The sequence below is a fragment of the Methylotenera sp. genome (genome assembly GCF_029945705.1).
Classification (GTDB): Bacteria; Pseudomonadota; Gammaproteobacteria; order Burkholderiales; family Methylophilaceae; genus Methylotenera.
On the sequence record NZ_JAQSDC010000050.1, the window covers coordinates 49,992 to 69,836 of the forward strand.

At 41.8% G+C, this 19,845-nt stretch carries 16 protein-coding genes; 10 read left to right on the forward strand and 6 right to left on the reverse strand.

Features of this window, described 5'->3' with window-relative positions; translation table 11 throughout:
- Positions 1–35 precede the first annotated feature (35 nt).
- The gene (gene flhC, locus PSU78_RS11200) at positions 36–602 is read right to left on the reverse strand and encodes a flagellar transcriptional regulator FlhC (protein ID WP_300388079.1); all 567 of its coding nucleotides are present in this window, start codon (positions 600–602) and stop codon (positions 36–38) included.
- Positions 603–652: 50 nt separating this feature from the next.
- Positions 653–973, reverse strand: coding sequence for a flagellar transcriptional regulator FlhD (gene flhD, locus PSU78_RS11205; protein ID WP_300388004.1), 321 nt, complete (start codon positions 971–973; stop codon positions 653–655).
- 735 nt (positions 974–1,708) lie between these two features.
- On the opposite strand from flhD, the gene flhB reads away from it, so the two are divergent.
- The 7 genes from flhB to motD are packed head-to-tail and all read left to right on the forward strand — an operon-like array spanning position 1,709 to position 9,605.
- On the forward strand, positions 1,709–2,908 hold the full coding sequence (gene flhB / locus PSU78_RS11210) for a flagellar biosynthesis protein FlhB (protein WP_300388006.1): 1,200 nt from the start codon (positions 1,709–1,711) through the stop codon (positions 2,906–2,908).
- Positions 2,908–4,992 carry a flagellar biosynthesis protein FlhA gene (gene flhA / locus PSU78_RS11215; RefSeq protein ID WP_300388008.1) on the forward strand — a complete coding sequence of 695 codons (2,085 nt, stop codon included), beginning with the start codon at positions 2,908–2,910 and terminating at the stop codon, positions 4,990–4,992. The genes flhB and flhA overlap by 1 nt, the downstream gene beginning before the upstream one ends.
- Positions 4,989–6,461 (forward strand): flagellar biosynthesis protein FlhF, encoded by a 1,473-nt coding sequence (gene flhF, locus PSU78_RS11220; protein ID WP_300388011.1) that lies wholly within the window; start codon positions 4,989–4,991, stop codon positions 6,459–6,461. The genes flhA and flhF overlap by 4 nt, the downstream gene beginning before the upstream one ends.
- Positions 6,454–7,290, forward strand: coding sequence for a MotR (locus PSU78_RS11225; protein WP_300388013.1), 837 nt, complete (start codon positions 6,454–6,456; stop codon positions 7,288–7,290). The genes flhF and PSU78_RS11225 overlap by 8 nt, the downstream gene beginning before the upstream one ends.
- A gap of 14 nt (positions 7,291–7,304) precedes the next feature.
- A complete protein-coding gene (locus PSU78_RS11230; protein ID WP_300388015.1) occupies positions 7,305–8,039 on the forward strand; it encodes an RNA polymerase sigma factor FliA in 735 nt (244 codons plus the stop codon).
- Positions 8,021–8,761: a flagellar motor protein gene (locus tag PSU78_RS11235; protein ID WP_300388017.1), complete on the forward strand. Its 741-nt coding sequence runs from the start codon at positions 8,021–8,023 to the stop codon at positions 8,759–8,761. Before PSU78_RS11230 ends, PSU78_RS11235 begins: the two co-directional genes overlap by 19 nt.
- Positions 8,762–8,786: 25 nt before the next feature.
- The gene (gene motD / locus PSU78_RS11240; protein WP_300388019.1) at positions 8,787–9,605 is read left to right on the forward strand and encodes a flagellar motor protein MotD; all 819 of its coding nucleotides are present in this window, start codon (positions 8,787–8,789) and stop codon (positions 9,603–9,605) included.
- Positions 9,606–9,641: 36 nt separating this feature from the next.
- On the opposite strand, the gene PSU78_RS11245 is transcribed toward motD, so the two are convergent.
- From PSU78_RS11245 to flgA, 4 genes are all read right to left on the reverse strand, one after another.
- On the reverse strand, positions 9,642–15,755 hold the full coding sequence (locus tag PSU78_RS11245) for a PAS domain S-box protein (RefSeq protein WP_300388021.1): 6,114 nt from the start codon (positions 15,753–15,755) through the stop codon (positions 9,642–9,644).
- Positions 15,756–16,171: 416 nt separating this feature from the next.
- Positions 16,172–16,645 (reverse strand): flagella synthesis protein FlgN, encoded by a 474-nt coding sequence (locus PSU78_RS11250; RefSeq protein WP_300388024.1) that lies wholly within the window; start codon positions 16,643–16,645, stop codon positions 16,172–16,174.
- Positions 16,646–16,682: 37 nt separating this feature from the next.
- Entirely contained in the window at positions 16,683–17,003 is a 321-nt protein-coding gene (gene flgM, locus PSU78_RS11255) for a flagellar biosynthesis anti-sigma factor FlgM (RefSeq protein WP_300388026.1), read from the reverse strand.
- 170 nt (positions 17,004–17,173) lie between these two features.
- Complete coding sequence (flgA, locus tag PSU78_RS11260) at positions 17,174–17,917, reverse strand: flagellar basal body P-ring formation chaperone FlgA (RefSeq protein WP_300388028.1); 744 nt, start codon at positions 17,915–17,917, stop codon at positions 17,174–17,176.
- A 245-nt stretch (positions 17,918–18,162) separates the two neighbouring features.
- Between flgA and flgB the strand changes: the two genes are divergently transcribed.
- From flgB to PSU78_RS11275, 3 genes are all read left to right on the forward strand, one after another.
- The gene (flgB, locus tag PSU78_RS11265) at positions 18,163–18,585 is read left to right on the forward strand and encodes a flagellar basal body rod protein FlgB (protein ID WP_300388030.1); all 423 of its coding nucleotides are present in this window, start codon (positions 18,163–18,165) and stop codon (positions 18,583–18,585) included.
- Positions 18,586–18,609: 24 nt separating this feature from the next.
- Positions 18,610–19,017: a flagellar basal body rod protein FlgC gene (flgC, locus tag PSU78_RS11270; protein ID WP_013148398.1), complete on the forward strand. Its 408-nt coding sequence runs from the start codon at positions 18,610–18,612 to the stop codon at positions 19,015–19,017.
- A gap of 122 nt (positions 19,018–19,139) precedes the next feature.
- Positions 19,140–19,817, forward strand: coding sequence for a flagellar hook assembly protein FlgD (locus tag PSU78_RS11275; RefSeq protein WP_300388033.1), 678 nt, complete (start codon positions 19,140–19,142; stop codon positions 19,815–19,817).
- Positions 19,818–19,845: the final 28 nt, after the last annotated feature.

A 19,845-nucleotide genomic window follows, 5' to 3' on the forward strand; every position in this document is an offset into this window, starting at 1 on the left:
AACTAATTTTTTATAACAAGTTGTTAACTCAACAATTAAGCTGGCATAGCAACCACTTTATAAGTTAATTCTTTAGCTTTTTTAGTTTTACCTGCGCGTGAAGGTACGTGGCATAAATTGCATACATATTTGTGATTTAAGTCATAGGTATTCACAATAAAACTGCCACCACAACAATTACAACTTTGCATTTTCAGCATTTTGCTTTCAACAAAACGTACTAGCGTCCAAGCGCGTGTCATTGACAATACTGGTTCTTCTTCAGCCTTTTCGCCCTCTTGTTCCACTTGTTGCAAGTAAAGGCTATAAGCTTTAATGATCGCGTGTATCCCTTTTTCATCGGTGTAATCCACCATGAATTTATAAATATTAAAGAAAATTGATGAGTGAATATTTGGCTGCCAAGTTAAAAACCAATCAGTAGAAAATGGCAACATACCTTTTGGTGGCGATACGCCTTTTAACTCTTTGTATAACTTGATTAAACGTTCACGAGATAAACTTGTTTGAGATTCAAGCAGTTGTAATCTAGCACCTAATTTAATCATTTTAATGGCTAGTTGAATTTGTTCTGCTTCATTCACTACACTTTTCTTTTCCATCATAATTCCCCTTAACTTAAAGTCAAACGCTATTCGTTAACTCATGTTGATTAATGTGCCATGGCTTCGGCAGTTTGACCTGCCATTAAAACGGCAGTATGCAAATGGGCTTGTGCGCGGTCTTTTGTATAATTTGTTAACATACCCAAAATTGCACTATCATCAAAACGGAAACGTGCTAGCATCATGTTGGCATTGCTGAGTTTTAGAAGTTGTAAATTGCTGAGACCCTCAAGCAAGTCAGCGATGTCTTTACTAATACCTAAGCGAAAAATTGCAGTGGCTTTATCTGAACGAATCAACTGTTGAGCCAACATTAAGTAATTTAAGTTTGCATCTTTAATTTCTGCCATCATTTCTAATTCGTTCATTTTATGTCCCCATTCACTTTTTCTTCGGTTGTAAATAATGTGTTGCGCGTATGGGTGTACTTTGAGCTTGTTAACATTTCTTCACAATTAGGGTTTGTCGGTTAATTCGGTAGGATAAGCGGACGCGCCCTTGTAGGTGTTTGTCTTACAAACACCTACAAGGGGCAAGTTGAGTCTATATATATCAATCACTTAACCAATCTAAAGTAGCTTAAGCGTGTGTAAGAATATGTTAAATCTGTAATTTCATTCTTAAAAATATCCTAATAATTTTCTTAATTTTCACAAAGCTCTGCCATTAGCACTGTTCGCGCCTTAATTTCTTTTCCTAAAACTCAATGCATCAAGAACAGTGACGGCATTCATTTCAAATTCTTTAATCCGATCACAAAGTAATGTGTAAAAACATTTTCGGTTTCATCTAGAAATATTTATCGGCAGCACTTTATAAAACTTTAGGGAAATTTTAAATAAATACTAATTATTTTTTATAAAAATTCATAAGCTATTGAATTTATTTATAAAAATAATTAAAAATATTTACATTTTGATCTATATAAGCTATCAAATTTGCCTTTATTTAATGCTAGGCACTTAAGAAAGGGCTGTTTTCACCCTTTTATTCCAAAGATGCAATCGCATCAATCCGCCTGATAATTCATCCCATGTAGTCAACAAAGTAACAAAAAATATTTTTTACTTAAATGTTGATTTGAACAAACTTTAGGAATCGTCATGGCAGAAGACAGCGATTTAGAAAAAACAGAACAGGCCTCCTCCAAGCGCTTAGAAGACGCTCGGAAAGATGGTGATGTGCCACGCTCTCGCGAGTTGGCAACTGTCACTGTGCTTTTCACCGCTGGCTTAACCATATTGATGATGAGCGAACATCTTAATCAAGCATTGAAAACCACAATGAGTTCAGGTTTACAGTTTGATCGTACTGCAGCGTTTGAACCAAACGTTTTGTTGATGAGAACAGCAGATTCTATTTCATCACTATTAACGGCATTTGCGCCCTTAGCTTTCATTTTAGTTGCTGTTGCCATTGCAGCACCAATATTAGTGGGTGGCTGGATATTTAGTGGTAAGGCATTCGTACCACAATTTAATCGCTTGAATCCTATTAAAGGCTTAAGCAATATTATTTCTAAAAACTCACTCGTTGAATTAGTTAAATCAATTGCAAAAGTGATGCTCGTTGGCGTAGTGGCTTATACCGTCATTTCACATGATATGGAACCGATACTAACACTATCTACTATGCCGTTAAAATCCAGCGTCTCTCAAGTAGGAAGTTTAATGTTGACAGGATTTCTAACCATCGTCAGCACCTTAGTGTTTATTGCTGCGATTGATGTGCCATATCAACTTTACCATTACGCTAATAAGCTAAAAATGACTAAAGAAGAGGTTCGTCAAGAATCTAAAGAGTCTGATGGTAACCCAGAAATTAAAGCCAAAATTCGCCAGCAACAACGTGAAATGGCTAAACGCAGAATGATGTCTGAAATTCCAAATGCAGACGTAGTGATTACCAACCCAACCCATTATGCTGTGGCGATTAAATATCAAGATGCGGGTATGCGCGCCCCTGTAGTTGTGGCTAAAGGTGCAGATGAAGTTGCACTTAAAATTCGTGAAATTGCTGGTGAACATAAAGTGTTAATCATGGAGTCACCTAAATTAGCGCGTGCTTTGTACGCACACACCGAACTTGGTAACGAAATCCCTGAGGCTTTGTATTCAGCAGTAGCTGAAGTATTGGCTTATGTGTTTCAAATGCGCATATTTAAAAAAGATGGTGGTTTTTACCCAGACATTCCAACAACGCTTGCCGTGCCTGATGCGTTAGATCCACATAGCTTGCTACCAGCACCTAGTATTATTGACGCTGAAGATGCTGGTTTTACTGATACCAGAGTATTTATCTAATGAACGCGCTTAACTTACCACCTTGGATGAATAAACTCGCAAGCCGTAATATTGCGGCACCAGCTATTATCATCTTGTTGTTGGCAATGATGATATTGCCATTACCAGCAGTTATTCTAGATGTGTTATTTAGTTTCAATATTGCCATCTCCATCATGGTATTACTCATTGGCTTACAAACCAAAAAAGCACTCGATTTTATCGCATTCCCAACCGTATTATTAATGACAACCATGCTGCGTTTGTCACTTAACGTAGCTTCAACTCGCGTAGTGTTAGCTGAAGGTCACAATGGCCCTGATGCTGCTGGTAAAGTGATTGAAGCATTTGGTCACTTCTTGATCGGTGGTAACTACACAGTCGGTATCGTGGTTTTCGTAATTTTGACCATTATCAACTTTACGGTTGTGACTAAAGGTGCTGGTCGTATTGCAGAAGTTGGCGCACGTTTTACTTTAGATGCTATGCCTGGCAAACAAATGGCGATTGACGCTGACTTAAATGCAGGTTTGATTGGTGAAGATGAAGCACGCCGTCGCCGCGCTGAAGTTGGTCAAGAATCAGAATTCTACGGCGCCATGGATGGTGCAAGTAAATATGTACGTGGTGATGCAGTCGCCGGCATCATGGTCATTATCATCAACATTGTTGGCGGTTTAGTTGTAGGTATCGTGCAACACGATTTAGCCTTTGCTGATGCGGTTAAGAACTACACCATGTTAGCCATTGGTGATGGCTTAGTTGCACAAATTCCATCACTAATTATTTCAGTAGCAGCCGGTGTGGTGGTATCGCGCGTAGCTAACAATGAAGATATTGGTGGTCAGTTAGTCACACAGTTGTTCTCAAATTCTAAAGTAGTGTATGTCACAGCTGGCATTGTCGGCGGCATGGGTGCCATTCCAGGCATGCCTCACTTTGCATTCTTATTATTAGCGGCAATTTTGGCTGGTATGGCTTACTTTATTGCTGAACAGAAAAAAGTTGAAGATGCTGAACCTGTTATAGAAGAAAAGGTTGAAGTGCTTTCAACGATGGAAGAAGCTACTTGGGATGATGTTACACCTGTTGATTTAATCGGTCTTGAAGTTGGCTATCGTTTGATTCCATTGGTAGACAAAGCTCAAGGCGGCGATTTACTTAAACGCATTAAAGGTTTACGCAAAAAATTTGCACAAGAAGTGGGTTTCTTAGCGCCTACTGTGCACATTCGCGACAACTTAGAACTCAAACCTTCTAGCTATAAAATCACGCTTAAAGGTGTGGAAATTGCGAGTGGTGAATCTAATTACGCTCAGTTCTTAGCAATAGATCCAGGCATGGTGTCTGGTCCATTACCTGGCACCATCACGACCGACCCAGCGTTTGGTTTACCTGCGGTGTGGATAGATAGCAACATTAAAGATGAAGCGCAAAACATGGGCTACACCGTGGTGGATGCTGGCACTGTGATTGCTACACACTTGAATCATATTATTTCTCTTCATGCTGCTGAGTTGCTTGGTCGTCAAGAAGTACAACAATTACTAGACCATATCAGCAAAGATTCACCAAAACTGGTGGAAGACTTAACACCAAAACTATTATCACTGTCTGTGATTCAAAAAGTATTGCAAAACTTATTATCTGAAGGCGTACATATTCGCGATATGCGCACTATTGTAGAAACACTTTCTGAATATGCCACACAAACGCAAGATACTAGCGAGCTAACCGCTGTAGTGCGCGTTCAGCTTGGCCGTGCCATCGTGCAACAACTATTCCCTACTGGCAATGAAGTCACAGTCATGACGCTTGATAGCAACCTTGAGCGCTTATTAACACAAGCAATGCAAGGCAATGGCACAGCTGGTTCAGCCATTGAGCCAGGCATGGCAGAAACATTGTCTAGACAAGCAGAAACTGCTGCTAAACAACAAGAACAAATGGGCATGACACCAGTATTGCTGGTTTCAGCCCCACTTCGCGCGGCGTTATCTAAATTTTTACGCCGCGCAGTACCGCATCTTCGTGTGCTGTCACACGACGAATTACCTGATTCAAAAACCATACGTGTCACTAGTCTTATTGGAGGTTCAGCATGAACATTAAACGATTTTTCGGAAAAAACTCACGGGAAGCACTAAGCATGGTGCGTAAAGAACTGGGAGAAAATGCGGTCATTTTATCTAACCGCGCGATGAACGGTGGCAATGAAATCATGGCTTTCAAAGAAGAAGACATGAATGCGATGGTCGCCAGAGATGAAGGTCAGCAACGCTCATTTAATGAAGAGAGCAATGACGCCCCTACTCTGCTGTCTTTACTCAGTAAAAACAATCGCAATAAATCGGCTGAAACGGTTCTAGATAAACGCGAATCGTTGCCAGCTGAAATTGATGATTATGATGAGATTGTAAGACGCGCTGAGTTAAAAAATAACGCTGCCGCTATGCATAAACAAGCTGAAGCTCAAAAACAGGCTGCTCAACTAAGACCAACTGCCCCACAAAAACCTGTGATGCAACAAGCTAGTCGCCCAGCAGCGCCTGTTCGCCAGCCAGCAAACCCTAATCCGTTGCCGACTTTACAATCTAGCCAACAAATGACTGACATGCTAAACGAAATGCGCAACATGCGCAGTGTGATTGAGTCACAACTCACCGCTATTTCATGGGGCAATATTCAACAGCGTGACCCCATTAAATCAAAGATGTTAAGTACGCTACTCTCTGCAGGTTTTAGCGCAGCACTCTCAAGACAACTCACTGAGAAAATGCCAGAAAATTTAAGTGAAGAAAAAGCAATGGCATGGATTAAAGCCATTCTCAGCATTAATTTAAACACGATAGAAAATGAAACTGAAGTATTAGATCAAGGTGGCATTTTCGCTCTAATTGGCCCAACTGGTGTAGGTAAAACCACTACTACGGCCAAACTAGCGGCGCGCTATGTGATGAAACATGGTACAGAAAATTTGGGCATTATTACCACAGATGCTTATCGTATCGGCGGTCATGAGCAATTAAGAATCTACGGCAAAATTCTAGGTGTGATGGTACATGCAGTGAAAGATGAAGCTGATTTAAAAATCGCGCTTAATGAGCTAAAAAACAAACATACTGTGCTGATTGATACCGTAGGTGTTAGCCAACGTGACCGTATGGTAGCGGAGCAAATCGCCATGCTTTCTAGCACCAATATGCCAGTAAAAAAACTGTTATGCCTCAATGCAACCAGCACTGGTGAAACACTGACCGATGTGATTAAAGCCTATAAGCGCAAAGGCTTAGAAGGTTGCATCATCACTAAATTAGATGAGGCAGCAACAATAGGCAACGCTTTAGATGTCGTGATCAGAGAAAAAATTAAACTGTATTACGTGGCTAATGGCCAACGTGTGCCAGAAGATATTCATCTAGCCAATAAAGCCTATTTGATTCAGCATGCATTAAAACTTAAATCTATTAACAATCAACCATTCCAATTCTTGACTGATGAGCTGCCATTTGTCATGGGCAATACGGTTGGCAGTACTATTCAATCTAAGTTAGCGGGGTTAAGCCATGTCTAATTTACATCATGACCAAGCCGCAGGGTTACGCCGCATTATGGCTGCACCAAAGCCAAGAGTAGTGTCGATTATTTCTGCTGCGAACACTCAAGATCAACCACGCATGATGACTAATTTAGCCGCTTCAATATTCGACCAAGGCAGTGATGTACTGGTGGTGCATGCATCTCAAGATTCACGTGAAGTGAAGTATGGCATAGACAAATCACCTTCATTATTCGATGTGATTGTTGAGATGAATAGCGAAGTACTCTCTATATCTGACGCCATTAGCAGCACTAGCTATGGCTTTAATGTAGGTAAGCTTATGCAAAAACATCAATTTAACCTCGCGATGGATAGTGATGAATCTGAGCTTACCAATCAACTTCTTAACGAGTTAGCCCATCAATATGACATTGTGTTGGTAGATGCTACCTTGAACAAAGATAAGTTACTTCCACTTAAAATTCTGAACAATGGCGAAATTATCATTCAATTAACACGTCAGCCAGAATCTATTACCAACGCATACGCACTCATCAAACAAATTTGCAGTGAGCTTGGCAGACGCTCTTTCGGCATTATTGTAGACAACGCGACTGATGCTCAGGCGCAAATTGTATTCCGTAATATATCGCAAGTTGCACGACGTTTCATGCAAATTGAACTAGAGTTTTTTGGCTCTATTCCGAGCGATGACCACCTTAGCCGCGCTGCTAAACTTGGTCGTTCAGTGATTGATGCATTTCCATTAGCAAACGCTTCAACCGCTTTCAAGCAGATTGCGCAACGATTAGATTACAAACAGGATAGCGCCGCCATCAACAACATGGCATCTATCATTTAGGCTAAAGGTTCACTATGTATACCATTCATGGAAAAAAAGACCAGAAAGACGAGCTGCTGAACAAGCATGCCGTTTTGGTTAAAAAGCTCGCCTATCAGCTTAAAGCCAAACTGCCACCAAGTGTTGAACTAGACGACTTAATTCAAGCTGGTATGATGGGTTTACTCGACGCGATTAATCGCTACGAAGATACGCATGGCGCACAGTTTGAAACCTATGCGGCACAGAGAATCCGCGGCTCTATGCTAGACGAGCTACGCAGTGCCGATTGGCTGCCGCGCAGTGTACGCAAGAGCATGCGTGATGTAGAAGTCGCCATAAGTCAGCTAGAACAACAGTTAGGTAAGCCTCCATCAGAAAATGAAGTAGCTAAAAAACTACAACTTTCATTGAATGATTATCACGAGATGCTTGGTGATTGCAGCGGTCATCAACTGATTTACTATGAAGATTTTCATGAGTCAGAGAATGGTGAGCATTTTCTTGATCGCTTTAATGCTGATAGCAAAGGCGACCCCATTAAAGCTCTGCTTGATACTGACTTCCGTGATGCTTTGGTAAGTGCGATTACCGCATTACCTGAGCGTGAAAAAATACTGATGGGGCTGTATTACGAACAGGAGCTGAACTTAAAAGAAATAGGTGCGGTGATGAACGTTTCTGAATCACGCGTTTGCCAATTACACAGCCAGGCGGTTGCTAGGCTGCGTTCTAATCTAAAAGAGAAATCATGGACTGGAGCAGTTTAGGTGGTTTAGTGCTTGCCTTAATCGGCATATTACTCGGACAAGCCATTGAAGGTGGGCAAATAAGCTCGCTCATACAGCCTGCTGCATTCTTGATTGTGATGTGTGGAACATTTGGTGCGGTATTACTACAAACGAATTTAAACTGCTTTATCGCTGGCTTGAAAATGGTACGCCAAGTATTTTCTCCACCGTTAGATGATAGGCAAGCACTTGCCAATCGCATCATTCTTTGGAGCAACTTTGCTCGCAAAGAAGGTATTTTCATGCTGGAAACTTACTTAAAAAAAGAAACCGAACCTTTTATTCAAAAAGGTCTAAAACTGATGATAGATGGCACGCCGCCAGAGAAAATTCGGCAGGTGATTGCTATTGATATGCACTTTTTTGAGATTCAAGAGCGTAATGCTGCAAAAATTTGGAGTGCCGCTGGCGGCTATGCTCCGACTGTTGGTATTTTGGGTGCTGTGCTTGGCTTAATTCATGTGATGGAAAATTTATCTGATCCAAGCAGACTAGGCAGTGGCATTGCCGTGGCATTTGTTGCCACAATTTACGGTGTAGGCTTAGCCAATTTGGTGTTCTTACCTATTTCAAACAAGCTTAAAGGTTTGATTCAGCATGAAATGATGCGCAGAGAAATGCTGTTAAACGCATGGGTTTCTATCGCAAGTGGTGATCACCCTAGAGTCGTTGAAGAGCGATTACTGGCCTATCTACGTTAGTCTATTTTAGATAAATACCAGCACTATGTTAATCAGAAGAAAACCCCTAGACGATGACGACGAGAACCCAGACCGCTGGCTGGTCTCTTATGCGGACTTTATCACGCTACTATTCGCATTTTTTGTGGTGATGTATTCAATTTCATCAGTCAATCAAGGTAAATACAACGAACTGATGTCCTCTATGGGCACTGCATTTACGGGTGATAGTGGTGCTGGACATTTAAAGACCAATGGAAGTCTTAATCCTAATATCAAGAGCAATGCTCAAAATCAGGCAGGCTCTCTGATTAAGCCGCTACCGCTGACCTATCTTTACAATGAAAAAATGCGTCGGGAACGCGAGTCAATGACGACTATGGGTATAGACTTGGCTAACAAGCTCTCGCCTTTGATTAACGAAGGTAAGGTTCGCGTGATGCAAAACAACCGCGGTATTCGTATCGACATCAATGACAGCTTGTTATTCACACCAGGTTCAGCCGAGCTTGCTGCTGCAGCGTCAACAGTAATAAATGAAATTGCACCCATGATAAAAGATAATGACCGCCTGATTCAAGTGGAAGGCCACACGGATAATATTGCCATTCACAATGATCTATTCTATTCAAACTGGGAGCTTTCCGCCGTGCGTGCAAGTAGCGTAGTGAGAATGTTAAGTGATATAGGGGTTGCGGAGGCCAGATTAAGCGCATTAGGCTTTGGTGCTACTCAGCCTATCACCGAGAATAATACAGAACTAGGACGCGCTAAAAATCGTCGAGTGTCGATTATGATTCTCTATGCCTCACCTAATCAAAATGATGCTGCATTAGAAATCATACCTAAAACCATCACCAAGTAAGGCCGACAGTTATAGGTGAAATAACTGTTTACCTAGTTAATGAGACTTAAGAAGCACTTCAAACTGCTCGATAGGCACTGGTCTGCCAAAGAAATAACCTTGGTAATGTGTACATCCATTGTTCAGCAGTAACCCTTGTTGCTCTTCAGTTTCCACACCTTCGGCAATGACGTTTAAATTAAGCGTATGCGCCATGGCAACAATCGTTCGAACAATCGCTTGGTCACTGCTATCCACGGCAATATCACGTACAAATGACTGGTCAATTTTCAGCTGATACAAAGGCAAGCGTTTAAGATACTGCAATGAAGAATAACCCGTGCCAAAATCATCTAAGGAGAAGCGAATGCCCACCTCTTTTAACCTATTCATGGTGGTCACGGTATCTTCAATATTGTCTAGCAACATGCTCTCTGTAAGCTCTAACTTAAGCAGCATGGGGTTAACATCGTAACGCAGCACTGCTTCATGCACCTGATTAACGAAATCAGTTTGTCTGAACTGTTTAGCACTCACATTAATGGATAAAGTAAGCGCATTCGTCATCACGTCTTGTTTCCACATTTTAAGTTGATGACATGCCGTTTCCAACACCCACTGCCCTATTGGTAGAATCAAACCCGTTTCTTCAGCTAGCGGAATAAAATGGAAAGGTGAAACTAAGCCATGCTCGGGATGCAGCCAACGAATAAGCGCCTCCGCTCCCATCGGTCTACCAGACACATCTACCTGAATCTGGTAATACAAATGAAGCTGCTGTTTGTCTATAGCTTTACGCAACTCACGCTCTAGGTCTACTCGAGTATTAATCACTTCTTGCATTTTGGGGTCAAAAAACCGTATGGTATTGCGGCCAGCTTTTTTCGCCTGATACATGGCAATATCCGCATGTTTCAACAATTCTTCTTGTGACTGATTATGGTTGCTAAATAATGCCACGCCTATACTCGGTGTGCAGTGATACTCATGTTGACCAAGTTGATAGGCTTGATTCAAAGAAGCTAGAATTTTTTCACCGATAGCCTCAACCTGAGTCGCAGCTTCAGGTGCGTCTTCACTTAAGCTTTCCAGTAAAACCACGTACTCATCACCACCTAAACGAGCAACAGTATCACCCTCTCGTACGCAACTGACCAAGCGCTCGGCAACTTGTTGCAGCAGTAAGTCACCAACATCATGGCCTAGCGAGTCATTCAGAGTTTTGAAGTGATCCAAGTCTAAAAACAATACCGCGCCATCTTGGCCAGTACGTGCATTAAATACCAAAGCCTGATTAAGTATATCCACCATGAGCCGCCTATTAGGCAAGCCGGTCAAAGAGTCATAAAAAGCCAGATGTTTAATTTCTTCGGCGGCAGCTTTATTCATGGTGATGTCGGTTAACGTGGCCACATGGTTGGTCACAACACCGTTGGCATTTTTAACTACGGTCACAGTCAAATGTTGCGGGAAAACTTCACCATTTTTACGTCGGTTATAGACTTCTCCTGCCCAATGCCCTGTAGCATGCACACATTCCCACATGGCATCATAAAAACCTTCGCTGTGTTGGCTAGAGCTTAATAACCTCGGTGTATGCCCTACCGCCTCTTCCGTGGTGTAGCCAGTAATATCACAAAACGCTTGATTGACTTTCAGGATGATATTTTTTGCATCCGTCACCATCATGCCTTCTTGCGACTCAAAAGCAATTGAGGCAATACGCAGGTCATCTTCAGCCTGCTTACGCTCAATGGCAATACTCGCCAAATTGGCAGATTGTTCAATCAACGTAATATCTCTTTGCGTTGGCGTATTAGGGTTCCGATGGTAGATAGCAAATGTTCCTAGTATTTTGCCAGTGGGCGCAAAAATAGGCTGCGACCAACAAGCTGCCAAACCAGAATTAAGTGCTAACTCTCGATAGCCCTCCCAATAAGGATGCGTTGCTATATCTTCAACGATGACAAGCTCACCAGTAAACGCCGCAGTTCCACAAGACCCAACACCCATGCCAATTTCATTGCCATCAATCGCCGCATTATAGAATGTAGGCAAACTTGGCGCAGCTGTGTTACATAGACGCTTACCTTCTGCATCAAGCAACAAAATGCTGCACAGCATCTCAGGGTTAAATTGTTCTACGCCAAGCACAATCGCTTCAAGAATATCTTGCAATGTTAAGTCAGCAATCAAAAGCTCTAATACATGACTACGAAACTGCTCAAACATTTCGGCATGTTTGCGATCATTAATATCACGTGCAAAGCCAACCGTGCCAACGACTTCACCATCTATGGTGACTGGTGATTTATAAATTTCATACCATTTCTTACGATTATTAATCTCCAAAAGCTCTTCTGAAGCCTTTGGCACACCGTTTCTTAATACCTCAATATCATCCGCGCGATATTTTTTCGCTTGCTCTTTGGGCCATACATCTAGGTCAGTTAAGCCTAGCAGTAAAGTTTCTGAGTCATAACCGCTTGCTTGAGTAAAAGATTGATTAACCGCAAGGTAACGATGTTTTTTATCTTTCAACCAAACCATAAATGGGAAGTTATCTAACAATGAGCGCTGATAACTTTCGCGTAGTTGCATCAACTCTTCAGCTTGTTTGAGTTGAGTTACATCTTCAAGCGTCACGCGCAATATGGGCTGATCTTCATCATCATCCATACGTAAACAATGTAAATTTGCATTGAATATAGCACCATCTGCGCTAGCAAGCTTGAGTGACAAGGTGAGTTCTTCGCCACCTTGCTGCGCTTTAATCATAGTAAACTGGCGACGCCAAAAACCTTTGTCGTCTTCTACGACAAATTCCTCAAATCGATGTTGATTAATATCTTTACGTTGCAAGCCTAACATAGCGGTCACTTTCCAATTGACCTCGGTAATCATGCCGTGCTGAGTAATAGACAAATAACCAATAGGCGCAAATTCATATAAATCGACATAGCGCTCGTGGGATTCTAACAACTCAAATTGCATCCGTTTTAGCTTTTCTTCAGCAAGTTTACGCTCGGTAATATCGATTTGCGTACCAATCATGCGTAAAGGCCTACCGTCCTCACTACGACTCACCAGTATGCCGCGACTCAACATCCATTTGTACTCGCCGTCTTTACACCTAATGCGATACTCAACCATGTAAATTTCTGTTTTACCTTCAAGGTAAGCATAGCCAGCTGATAAAACTCGTGGCTTATCTTCAGGGTGAATGAGCGCTCTCCACTCATCGCGCGTAGGCAAAATCTCACTTGGTTCGTAGCCGAGCATTTCTGCCCAACGCTTAGAGTAAGTCGCCTCCTCAGTCTGAACGTTCACATCCCATACGCCATCGCCTGAGCCCTCGATGGCAAATTTTGAGCGATACTCGCTTTCAATTAAAGCTTCCTCAATTTTCTTACGCTCAGTAATATCAAGTACAGTCCCCACATAATAGCTAACGTGACCAAGCACGTCTTTTACTGCAGTTAGTGTGAGCTGACCAGGATAGATGTCGCCATTTTTACGCGTATTCCAAACCTCACCACTCCATGTACCAACCTCATTAATTGTCGTCCACATGGCGTTATAAAAAGCCGCATCATGTTTATCCGATTTAAGTATATCGATAGACTGACCAACAACCTCTTCAACAGAATATCCAGTGCTTTTGGTAAATTCAGTATTCACCCTCACAATTTTCCGTTTAGCATCGGCGATAATGATACTTTGCTGTGATTCAAAAGCTGTGGCGGCGATACTCAACTCAATTTCTACCTGCTTACGCTTACTAATATCGGTACTGGTGCCGATCATGCGTAATGGCTTACCTTGCTGATCGCGGCTCACGACCATACCGCGACCTAGTATCCATTTGTAGCTTCCATCTTTACACAGTATTCGACACTCAACTCTATATATGGAAGTTTTTCCAGCTAGATATAAAAGCATCTCTTTCTCAACGCGTGCTTTATCATCAGGATGAAATCGGTTTTCCCAGGCTTCACCCGTTGGAAGCACATCAAATGCTGCATAACCCAGTATTTCTTTCCAGCGTGCACTATGCTCTATCGTATTGGATTGAATATCCCAATCCCAAACGCCATCACCAGAACCTTCAATCGCAAATTTCCAGCGATCATCTTTCGCTTTCAGATCAACTCCTAACTGCTTACGCAGACTAATATCACTTGCCGTGCCAACCATACGCAACGGTTTGCCATTAACACTTCTGTCTAATACGATGCCACGATCATGTATCCACTTGTAACTACTATTTTTACCAAGTATCCTATACTCGCAATCATACGTTGGCGTGTCGCCATCAAGGCAGCTTTGTAAGTTGGCAAGTACAGCAGCCTTATCATCTGGATGAATGCGGGATTCCCACTCATCCAGCTTATGATTAAGCTCGTCTTCAGCATAACCTATGATGTCAATCCACGCTTTTGAATAAGTAATTGTTCCTGAAACTTCATCGGCATCCCACAAATAATCGCCAAATCCTTCAATTGCAAACTTCCAGCGAGCATCACGTTCCATCAAATCTTGTTGAATTTTCTTACGTTCAGTCATGTCAACGACGCTAATAAAAAATCCATCAATATGATTATTTTCATCCAAATTAGGAATGAAGTGTACGAGACCAACCATCTCGCCGTAACCTAAAATTTCGGAGCTAACTTCAAAACTAACGGCTTCGCCAGCTAGTGCACGTCTAGCGTATGACTCTTCTTGCGCAAATAAATCTTCACCTAGTACTTCTCGCATAGTATGCCCAACAATTTCCTGCATAGGCTTAGCAAAAATGGTCGTATATTGATGACTTACAAAAACATAACGTAGATTATTGTCTACTCGAGAAGCCATCACTGGGATATTATTCATCACGAGACTTAGTTCACGCTCGTTGCTTTCAATGCGCTTAGCCATCGTATCGAACTCTTGCGAGGTTTTAGCTATTTCATCACTCCCCAGCAAATTTGCGCGGGCTTTCATATCTCCCAAACCATACCTGCGCACAGCATGGGCTAAAATTTGCAGGCGTTTAATAATGTTGCGCTGAACCGCCAAATCAATCAAAAAGCCTATCAATAAGCCAATGGCAAGCACTATGCCTATTAATGAATAAAATAATTGACGCATAGGTGCTAAAATTTCATTCACAGGCACGAAGCGCATATAACGCCAATCTAGGTAAGGCATAGGTGCGTCAATAGCCAGATACTCTCGCCCGTTAAATGTCAGGTACTTATCATGAATATGCGTGCTTAAATTTGATACTTTATGCCCCAAAAGTTTAGCCAACTCAGGCTCTTGAGTTAAATCTAATTTAAACGTATCTGGGTGAGCCTCAAGTTGTTTCTGCCACGGCCCTGCATTGATATAATTACCTTGCGCATCCATCAAAAAGAGTTGCTCACCGGAATAGCGCTGACTTTTTTGCATTAAGGAAGGAAGCGCCTTAGTAATGCTAATATCGCGCCCTATTGTGCCTATCCAGCGACCATTAATATCTAGCGGTAAAACCGCACTAATGATCCAACTGCTAGATACTGGATCAAGCATCGGCGGCGTCCAGCGCACCTCACGCTTAGGGTTTGTAGCAGGGTCACCTAATGTCAGCCAAGCGGTTTGAGTGTAATCCGTATCCGCTTTCATTAAAGCAGCAAATTCTGGATACAGATGATCGTAAATGACTTCAGTTTTATCTTTTGTTAACAGCCATATATTGCCGTAAGCATTGGTAATTGAGGTGCCGTAAATATCCAGCAAATGCTTACTGCGTAAATGCATACTTTTTTGCTCTGCATCTAACACTGCATCTGGTGGTAAAAATAGACCCGCTTCAGTGTGTCCATTAAAGCCCTCACGTCGATTGCGCAATGCCTGGTCTGGGTAACGTTGCACTAGTCGGTCGAAAGCTGCAGCTTCACCCACTTTAGGCGGCTCGGCTAAGGTTTTTTCAAGCGTGCTAGATAATGCTTTTAGGCTAAACTCGTAACCAAGCAGAGTTTGAGTATTGCTAGCCACAATGGTTTGTGTTTCGTTAGTAAGCGTAACGGCCTCGGTTGCAAGCAGATTTTGTTTCAAATAAAGGTAAATACCAGCAGCAGCGGGGATAATGACTAGCAGAACGCTAGCCACTACAATGAGCATTAACTTGCGTCCGACATTCATATCGAACAATCGCGACTTAGCGGAAAAGGCGAGGTAAAATTTGGTAAATAGCGATGATATGGAAAATATAATGGACTATTCAAATGAATATACTGAAAGTTAGCTGGGGTAAAAAAGAGTTTAAAAAACGTGATGACTGGCGATATACATGTTCGCCAAGTCACATTAACCGAGGCAGACAACTTGCACTCAAAAAGTAATAAGAATTTACTAATCACCATCTCGTGGTACCAAAGCCATCAGGTACGCCCCTTTTACTTATTATAATTTTTGAATGGATAGATGCTAATGCTTTACTTTTCTAATGCAAGTAAAGCAAGTAAAGCAAGTAAAGCAAGATATGTCAGTCAAAACTGCGAACTACAGCGACTACATTAAGTCCATTAGAGTGCCATAATTATAACAAGAAAAAATCATTAAGCAATTAAAGATGAGCGAGAGCCTGACTGTGATTTTGCTTGTCCGTTTTTACCGTAAACGCCACCATTATTTGAATTACCTTGTAGGTGATTGAGCAGTTGTTGATTGCGATTGAAATGTTTATTGATTAGAACACCATTGAGCCGATTCATTTCTTTGGCTTGGCTGATTGATTTTTGAAAACGTTCCCATGACTCAGTTAACGCAGATTTGGTTTGGCTTTTAAGCCAAGTAGTCATACCAGATTCATTCGGTGCAAAACCGCCTGCAGCAAGTGCGGCATAACGACTATTAGCTGTGCGGCTAATACTTTGCAACAATAAAGACTTTTCTTCCATTGCGGTTTCAATCGCGTCTATATCAGACAACACCAAGCTAGATTGCTCTCGTGTTAACACTTCTAGCAGATTGCTCACTAATTTCGCATCTTGCTCGAAACTAATCATCAGGTTAGAAGTTGGCTTGTTCATGTTGTCCTCGTTATGTTTGGTACATTATATTTTTCTGCTATTTCTGTGTAGATAAAAAATCTTTCACAGAGCTTATCAATCCATCAGCGACTTTTTCTGAATCTACTTTAAACTGACCGTTTGCAATCGCGGATTTAATCGCGTCAACTTTTTCAGCATCAAAAACGCTGCTTGCAGAGACTTTTTCTTCCAGTGATTTCAATTGTGCTGACAGTGGCGATAACGTCACACTTTCAGCAGATTTAGTGTCCACTTGTGAAGCTTGTGCATTTTTACTATTAGCTGAGCCTAGTTTCCCAGCGCCTGGCTTATCAACACCGAGGCCAGCTGTATTCTTAATAGAGTCATTAATTTTCATGGCTATTTATCCTTTTCGCTTAAATTACCTTGCGCTACTTTTAAGTACAACTAACGCATTCATATTGCTTATATCGGCATAGTTTAAGCGAACTTTAATACTTTGTAAGCTTTTTATTCATTCCTTTTAAATTAACACTTTAAAACGTGAAGTTAGCTTTAAACTTCACCTCAAAATCCAACTTCTACTTGACCACCATTCCTTGCAATGCCGGTCACTACTTGACCACTCGCGACTTTAACTTGCACAACCTGCCCCTCGTTAGCCTTTGCCATTGATAGACCTTCGGCTGAAACACTAAAACCCTTACCTTTAGACGTCACCATCACGGTTTGTCCTAGTTGTACCACAGGTGCCACTTTCAGTAATTCTTGTCTAAGTACAGCGCCAGCACCCATCGAGATATTCACAGTACGTCCAATCGCTTGCGATTGTTCAGTAAACACACCTGCTGGCAACTGTGTTAAATCACCACTTTCAAACATCATATCTTGCTCAGTCACCGTTTGACCTTGTGCTAATGGTGATGCCGCAACCAAATACTGCGCGATCACATTCACGGTTGCTTGCACATAAATCGTCCAAACATTCGGGGCATTGCAGCGCACGCCCACACTGGTTTTGCCCCATGCTCTACTACCTGTTGGCATGAAAACTTGCATATCAGGACATTGCGCCAACTTTAAGTTAGGGTCTATAGCACCTGCATGTACGCTTACTTTGCCAGGGTAGCCAATCGTCTGTGTCTCTAAAAATTCTGTAATTTTTGTTTTTATTATCGCTAAATTCTGTTTAGTCATGGGCGCTGTAGCGCCAATAATAGGCGCGGCAGACTCAGCAAAACTAGTTGCAGGGCTGATTAAAGTAAAAATAATTACACCAGCAAATACATTAAATTGATAGCGTTTGAACATATTGAATCCCACAGCAATGGTAAAAACTCAATATGTATTCTACGGCGTTAACTGCATAGCAAAATTAAGAAAAGGGCAAGTTTTACCCTTTTACTTGAGCAATCAAAGTCACTCTATCAACTCTAGACTTGTACGTACTAAAAATTGTTTGCAAAAAGTGGTTTGCAACTATGTTATCGGCAATGAATGACTTTTCTTTAAGCAAGTTTGAATAAAAGTTTATGCCGTTATAAAAGGAATTCATCATGCTAAATAGATTAGACGAAGCTTTAAGCTTTCATCAAAACGCATTAAGAGTACGTGGTCAACGTCAAGAGCTGATTGCCGCAAATATTGCCAATGCTGACACCCCAAACTTTAAAGCACGCGACATCGATTTTAAGGCGGCTATGCAGAGCGCCGTTGCTGGCATTAATAAAGATGCTTTTCAAACAGCAAAAACTTCGCCGCTACATTTAGATGGCACTCGTGCAGGCAACAGCAACACTAGCACTGCCGCAGGTGAACCTTTATTCCGCCCAATCATTCAAGGCAGCGTAGATGGCAACACGGTTGACATGGATGTAGAACGCAACCAGTTTGCCGACAATGGTATTCGCTATGAAGCTAGCTTAACGCTCATCAACACCCAGTTAAAACAAATGTTAGCGGCGCTACAAAGTTCTTAAATTTTATTGGAATAGGATAAAAAAATGTCTCTATTTAACGTATTTAATATTTCAGGTTCAGCCATGAGTGCGCAAGCACAGCGTTTAAACACGGTTGCCAGCAATCTTGCCAATGCCGATAGTGCCACTAGCGCAAACGGAACGCCTTACAAAGCCAAACAAGTGGTGTTTAGTGCGACACCTACGGGTTCGCCGGATGCGAGTGGCGTAAAGGTACTTAAAGTGATTGAAGACAACTCGCCCGCAAAAGTGGTGTATGACCCTAAGCATCCGCTGGCAAACGACAAAGGTTACGTCACCATGCCAAACGTTAATGTGACAGAGGAAATGGTGAATATGATTTCTGCTTCACGTGCTTACCAAAACAACGTGGAAACCATGAATGCCGCCAAAACCATGTTACTTAAAACATTGACCATAGGACAACAATAAGTTGTCCTGTTAGTAGAGCACAGCAGTAGGCTGTCCTATTAATAAAGTACAACAGTAGACAGCGCAAATGTGAAACAAACAACTATTTAACTAATTGATATTTAAAACATAAGGTAAATATTATGACCACAGTACAAACCACCTCAAACACCCCTTCTCAAGCCTTACTTGATAGCGTGAATGGTAAGACTAGCACTACAAAAGATAGTGTAGATACAGCACAAGATAGGTTTATGACCCTTCTTATCACACAGATGAAAAATCAAGATCCATTGAACCCTATGGACAACGCACAAGTGACCAGCCAAATGGCGCAGCTTTCGACGGTGACGGGGATTAATAAGCTGAACTCTACTGTGGAATCTCTGATGAGCAATATGCAATCTGGTCAGTCTTACCAAGCAGCTAATATGATAGGCCATAGCGTTTTAGTGCCTGGTACGGCAGTTTCTACAACTGGCACTGGTGGCTATTTTGGCGTTGATCTGCCTATTGGTGCAGACAAACTTAGCGTGGCAATTAAAGACTCTGCAGGTACAACGATTAGATCACTAAATTTAGGTGCGCAAGAAGCTGGCAGCTTTCCATTGAAGTGGGATGGCTTAGCTGATGATGGTTCAGTTGCAAAAACAGGCAATTATAAATTTGAGGTGACAGCCACTACAGCAGGACAGACTGTAGCGGCTGAAAGCCTTAATTATGCCGAAGTGATGAGTGTTTCAAATAGCACTAGCGGAGTGAAATTAAATTTAAGTAATTTAGCCAGCGTTAGCACCACTGACGTAAAAGAAATTTTTTAGACAGTCAGTCATATTAAAAACATTAAAT

What these genes read in the sequence shown, in the direction of transcription:
- PSU78_RS11230 (WP_300388015.1), top strand. Translation starts at nt 7,305, where the DNA reads ATGTATACCATTCATGGAAAAAAAGACCAGAAAGACGAGCTGCTGAAC.
- flgA (WP_300388028.1), bottom strand. Translation starts at nt 17,917, where the DNA reads ATGTTCAAACGCTATCAATTTAATGTATTTGCTGGTGTAATTATTTTT.
- PSU78_RS11225 (WP_300388013.1), top strand. Translation starts at nt 6,454, where the DNA reads ATGTCTAATTTACATCATGACCAAGCCGCAGGGTTACGCCGCATTATG.
- PSU78_RS11275 (WP_300388033.1), top strand. Translation starts at nt 19,140, where the DNA reads ATGACCACAGTACAAACCACCTCAAACACCCCTTCTCAAGCCTTACTT.
- flhA (WP_300388008.1), top strand. Translation starts at nt 2,908, where the DNA reads ATGAACGCGCTTAACTTACCACCTTGGATGAATAAACTCGCAAGCCGT.
- flgC (WP_013148398.1), top strand. Translation starts at nt 18,610, where the DNA reads ATGTCTCTATTTAACGTATTTAATATTTCAGGTTCAGCCATGAGTGCG.
- PSU78_RS11250 (WP_300388024.1), bottom strand. Translation starts at nt 16,645, where the DNA reads ATGAACAAGCCAACTTCTAACCTGATGATTAGTTTCGAGCAAGATGCG.
- flgB (WP_300388030.1), top strand. Translation starts at nt 18,163, where the DNA reads ATGCTAAATAGATTAGACGAAGCTTTAAGCTTTCATCAAAACGCATTA.
- PSU78_RS11245 (WP_300388021.1), bottom strand. Translation starts at nt 15,755, where the DNA reads ATGAATGTCGGACGCAAGTTAATGCTCATTGTAGTGGCTAGCGTTCTG.
- flhD (WP_300388004.1), bottom strand. Translation starts at nt 973, where the DNA reads ATGAACGAATTAGAAATGATGGCAGAAATTAAAGATGCAAACTTAAAT.
- flgM (WP_300388026.1), bottom strand. Translation starts at nt 17,003, where the DNA reads ATGAAAATTAATGACTCTATTAAGAATACAGCTGGCCTCGGTGTTGAT.
- PSU78_RS11235 (WP_300388017.1), top strand. Translation starts at nt 8,021, where the DNA reads ATGGACTGGAGCAGTTTAGGTGGTTTAGTGCTTGCCTTAATCGGCATA.
- motD (WP_300388019.1), top strand. Translation starts at nt 8,787, where the DNA reads ATGTTAATCAGAAGAAAACCCCTAGACGATGACGACGAGAACCCAGAC.
- flhB (WP_300388006.1), top strand. Translation starts at nt 1,709, where the DNA reads ATGGCAGAAGACAGCGATTTAGAAAAAACAGAACAGGCCTCCTCCAAG.
- flhC (WP_300388079.1), bottom strand. Translation starts at nt 602, where the DNA reads ATGGAAAAGAAAAGTGTAGTGAATGAAGCAGAACAAATTCAACTAGCC.
- flhF (WP_300388011.1), top strand. Translation starts at nt 4,989, where the DNA reads ATGAACATTAAACGATTTTTCGGAAAAAACTCACGGGAAGCACTAAGC.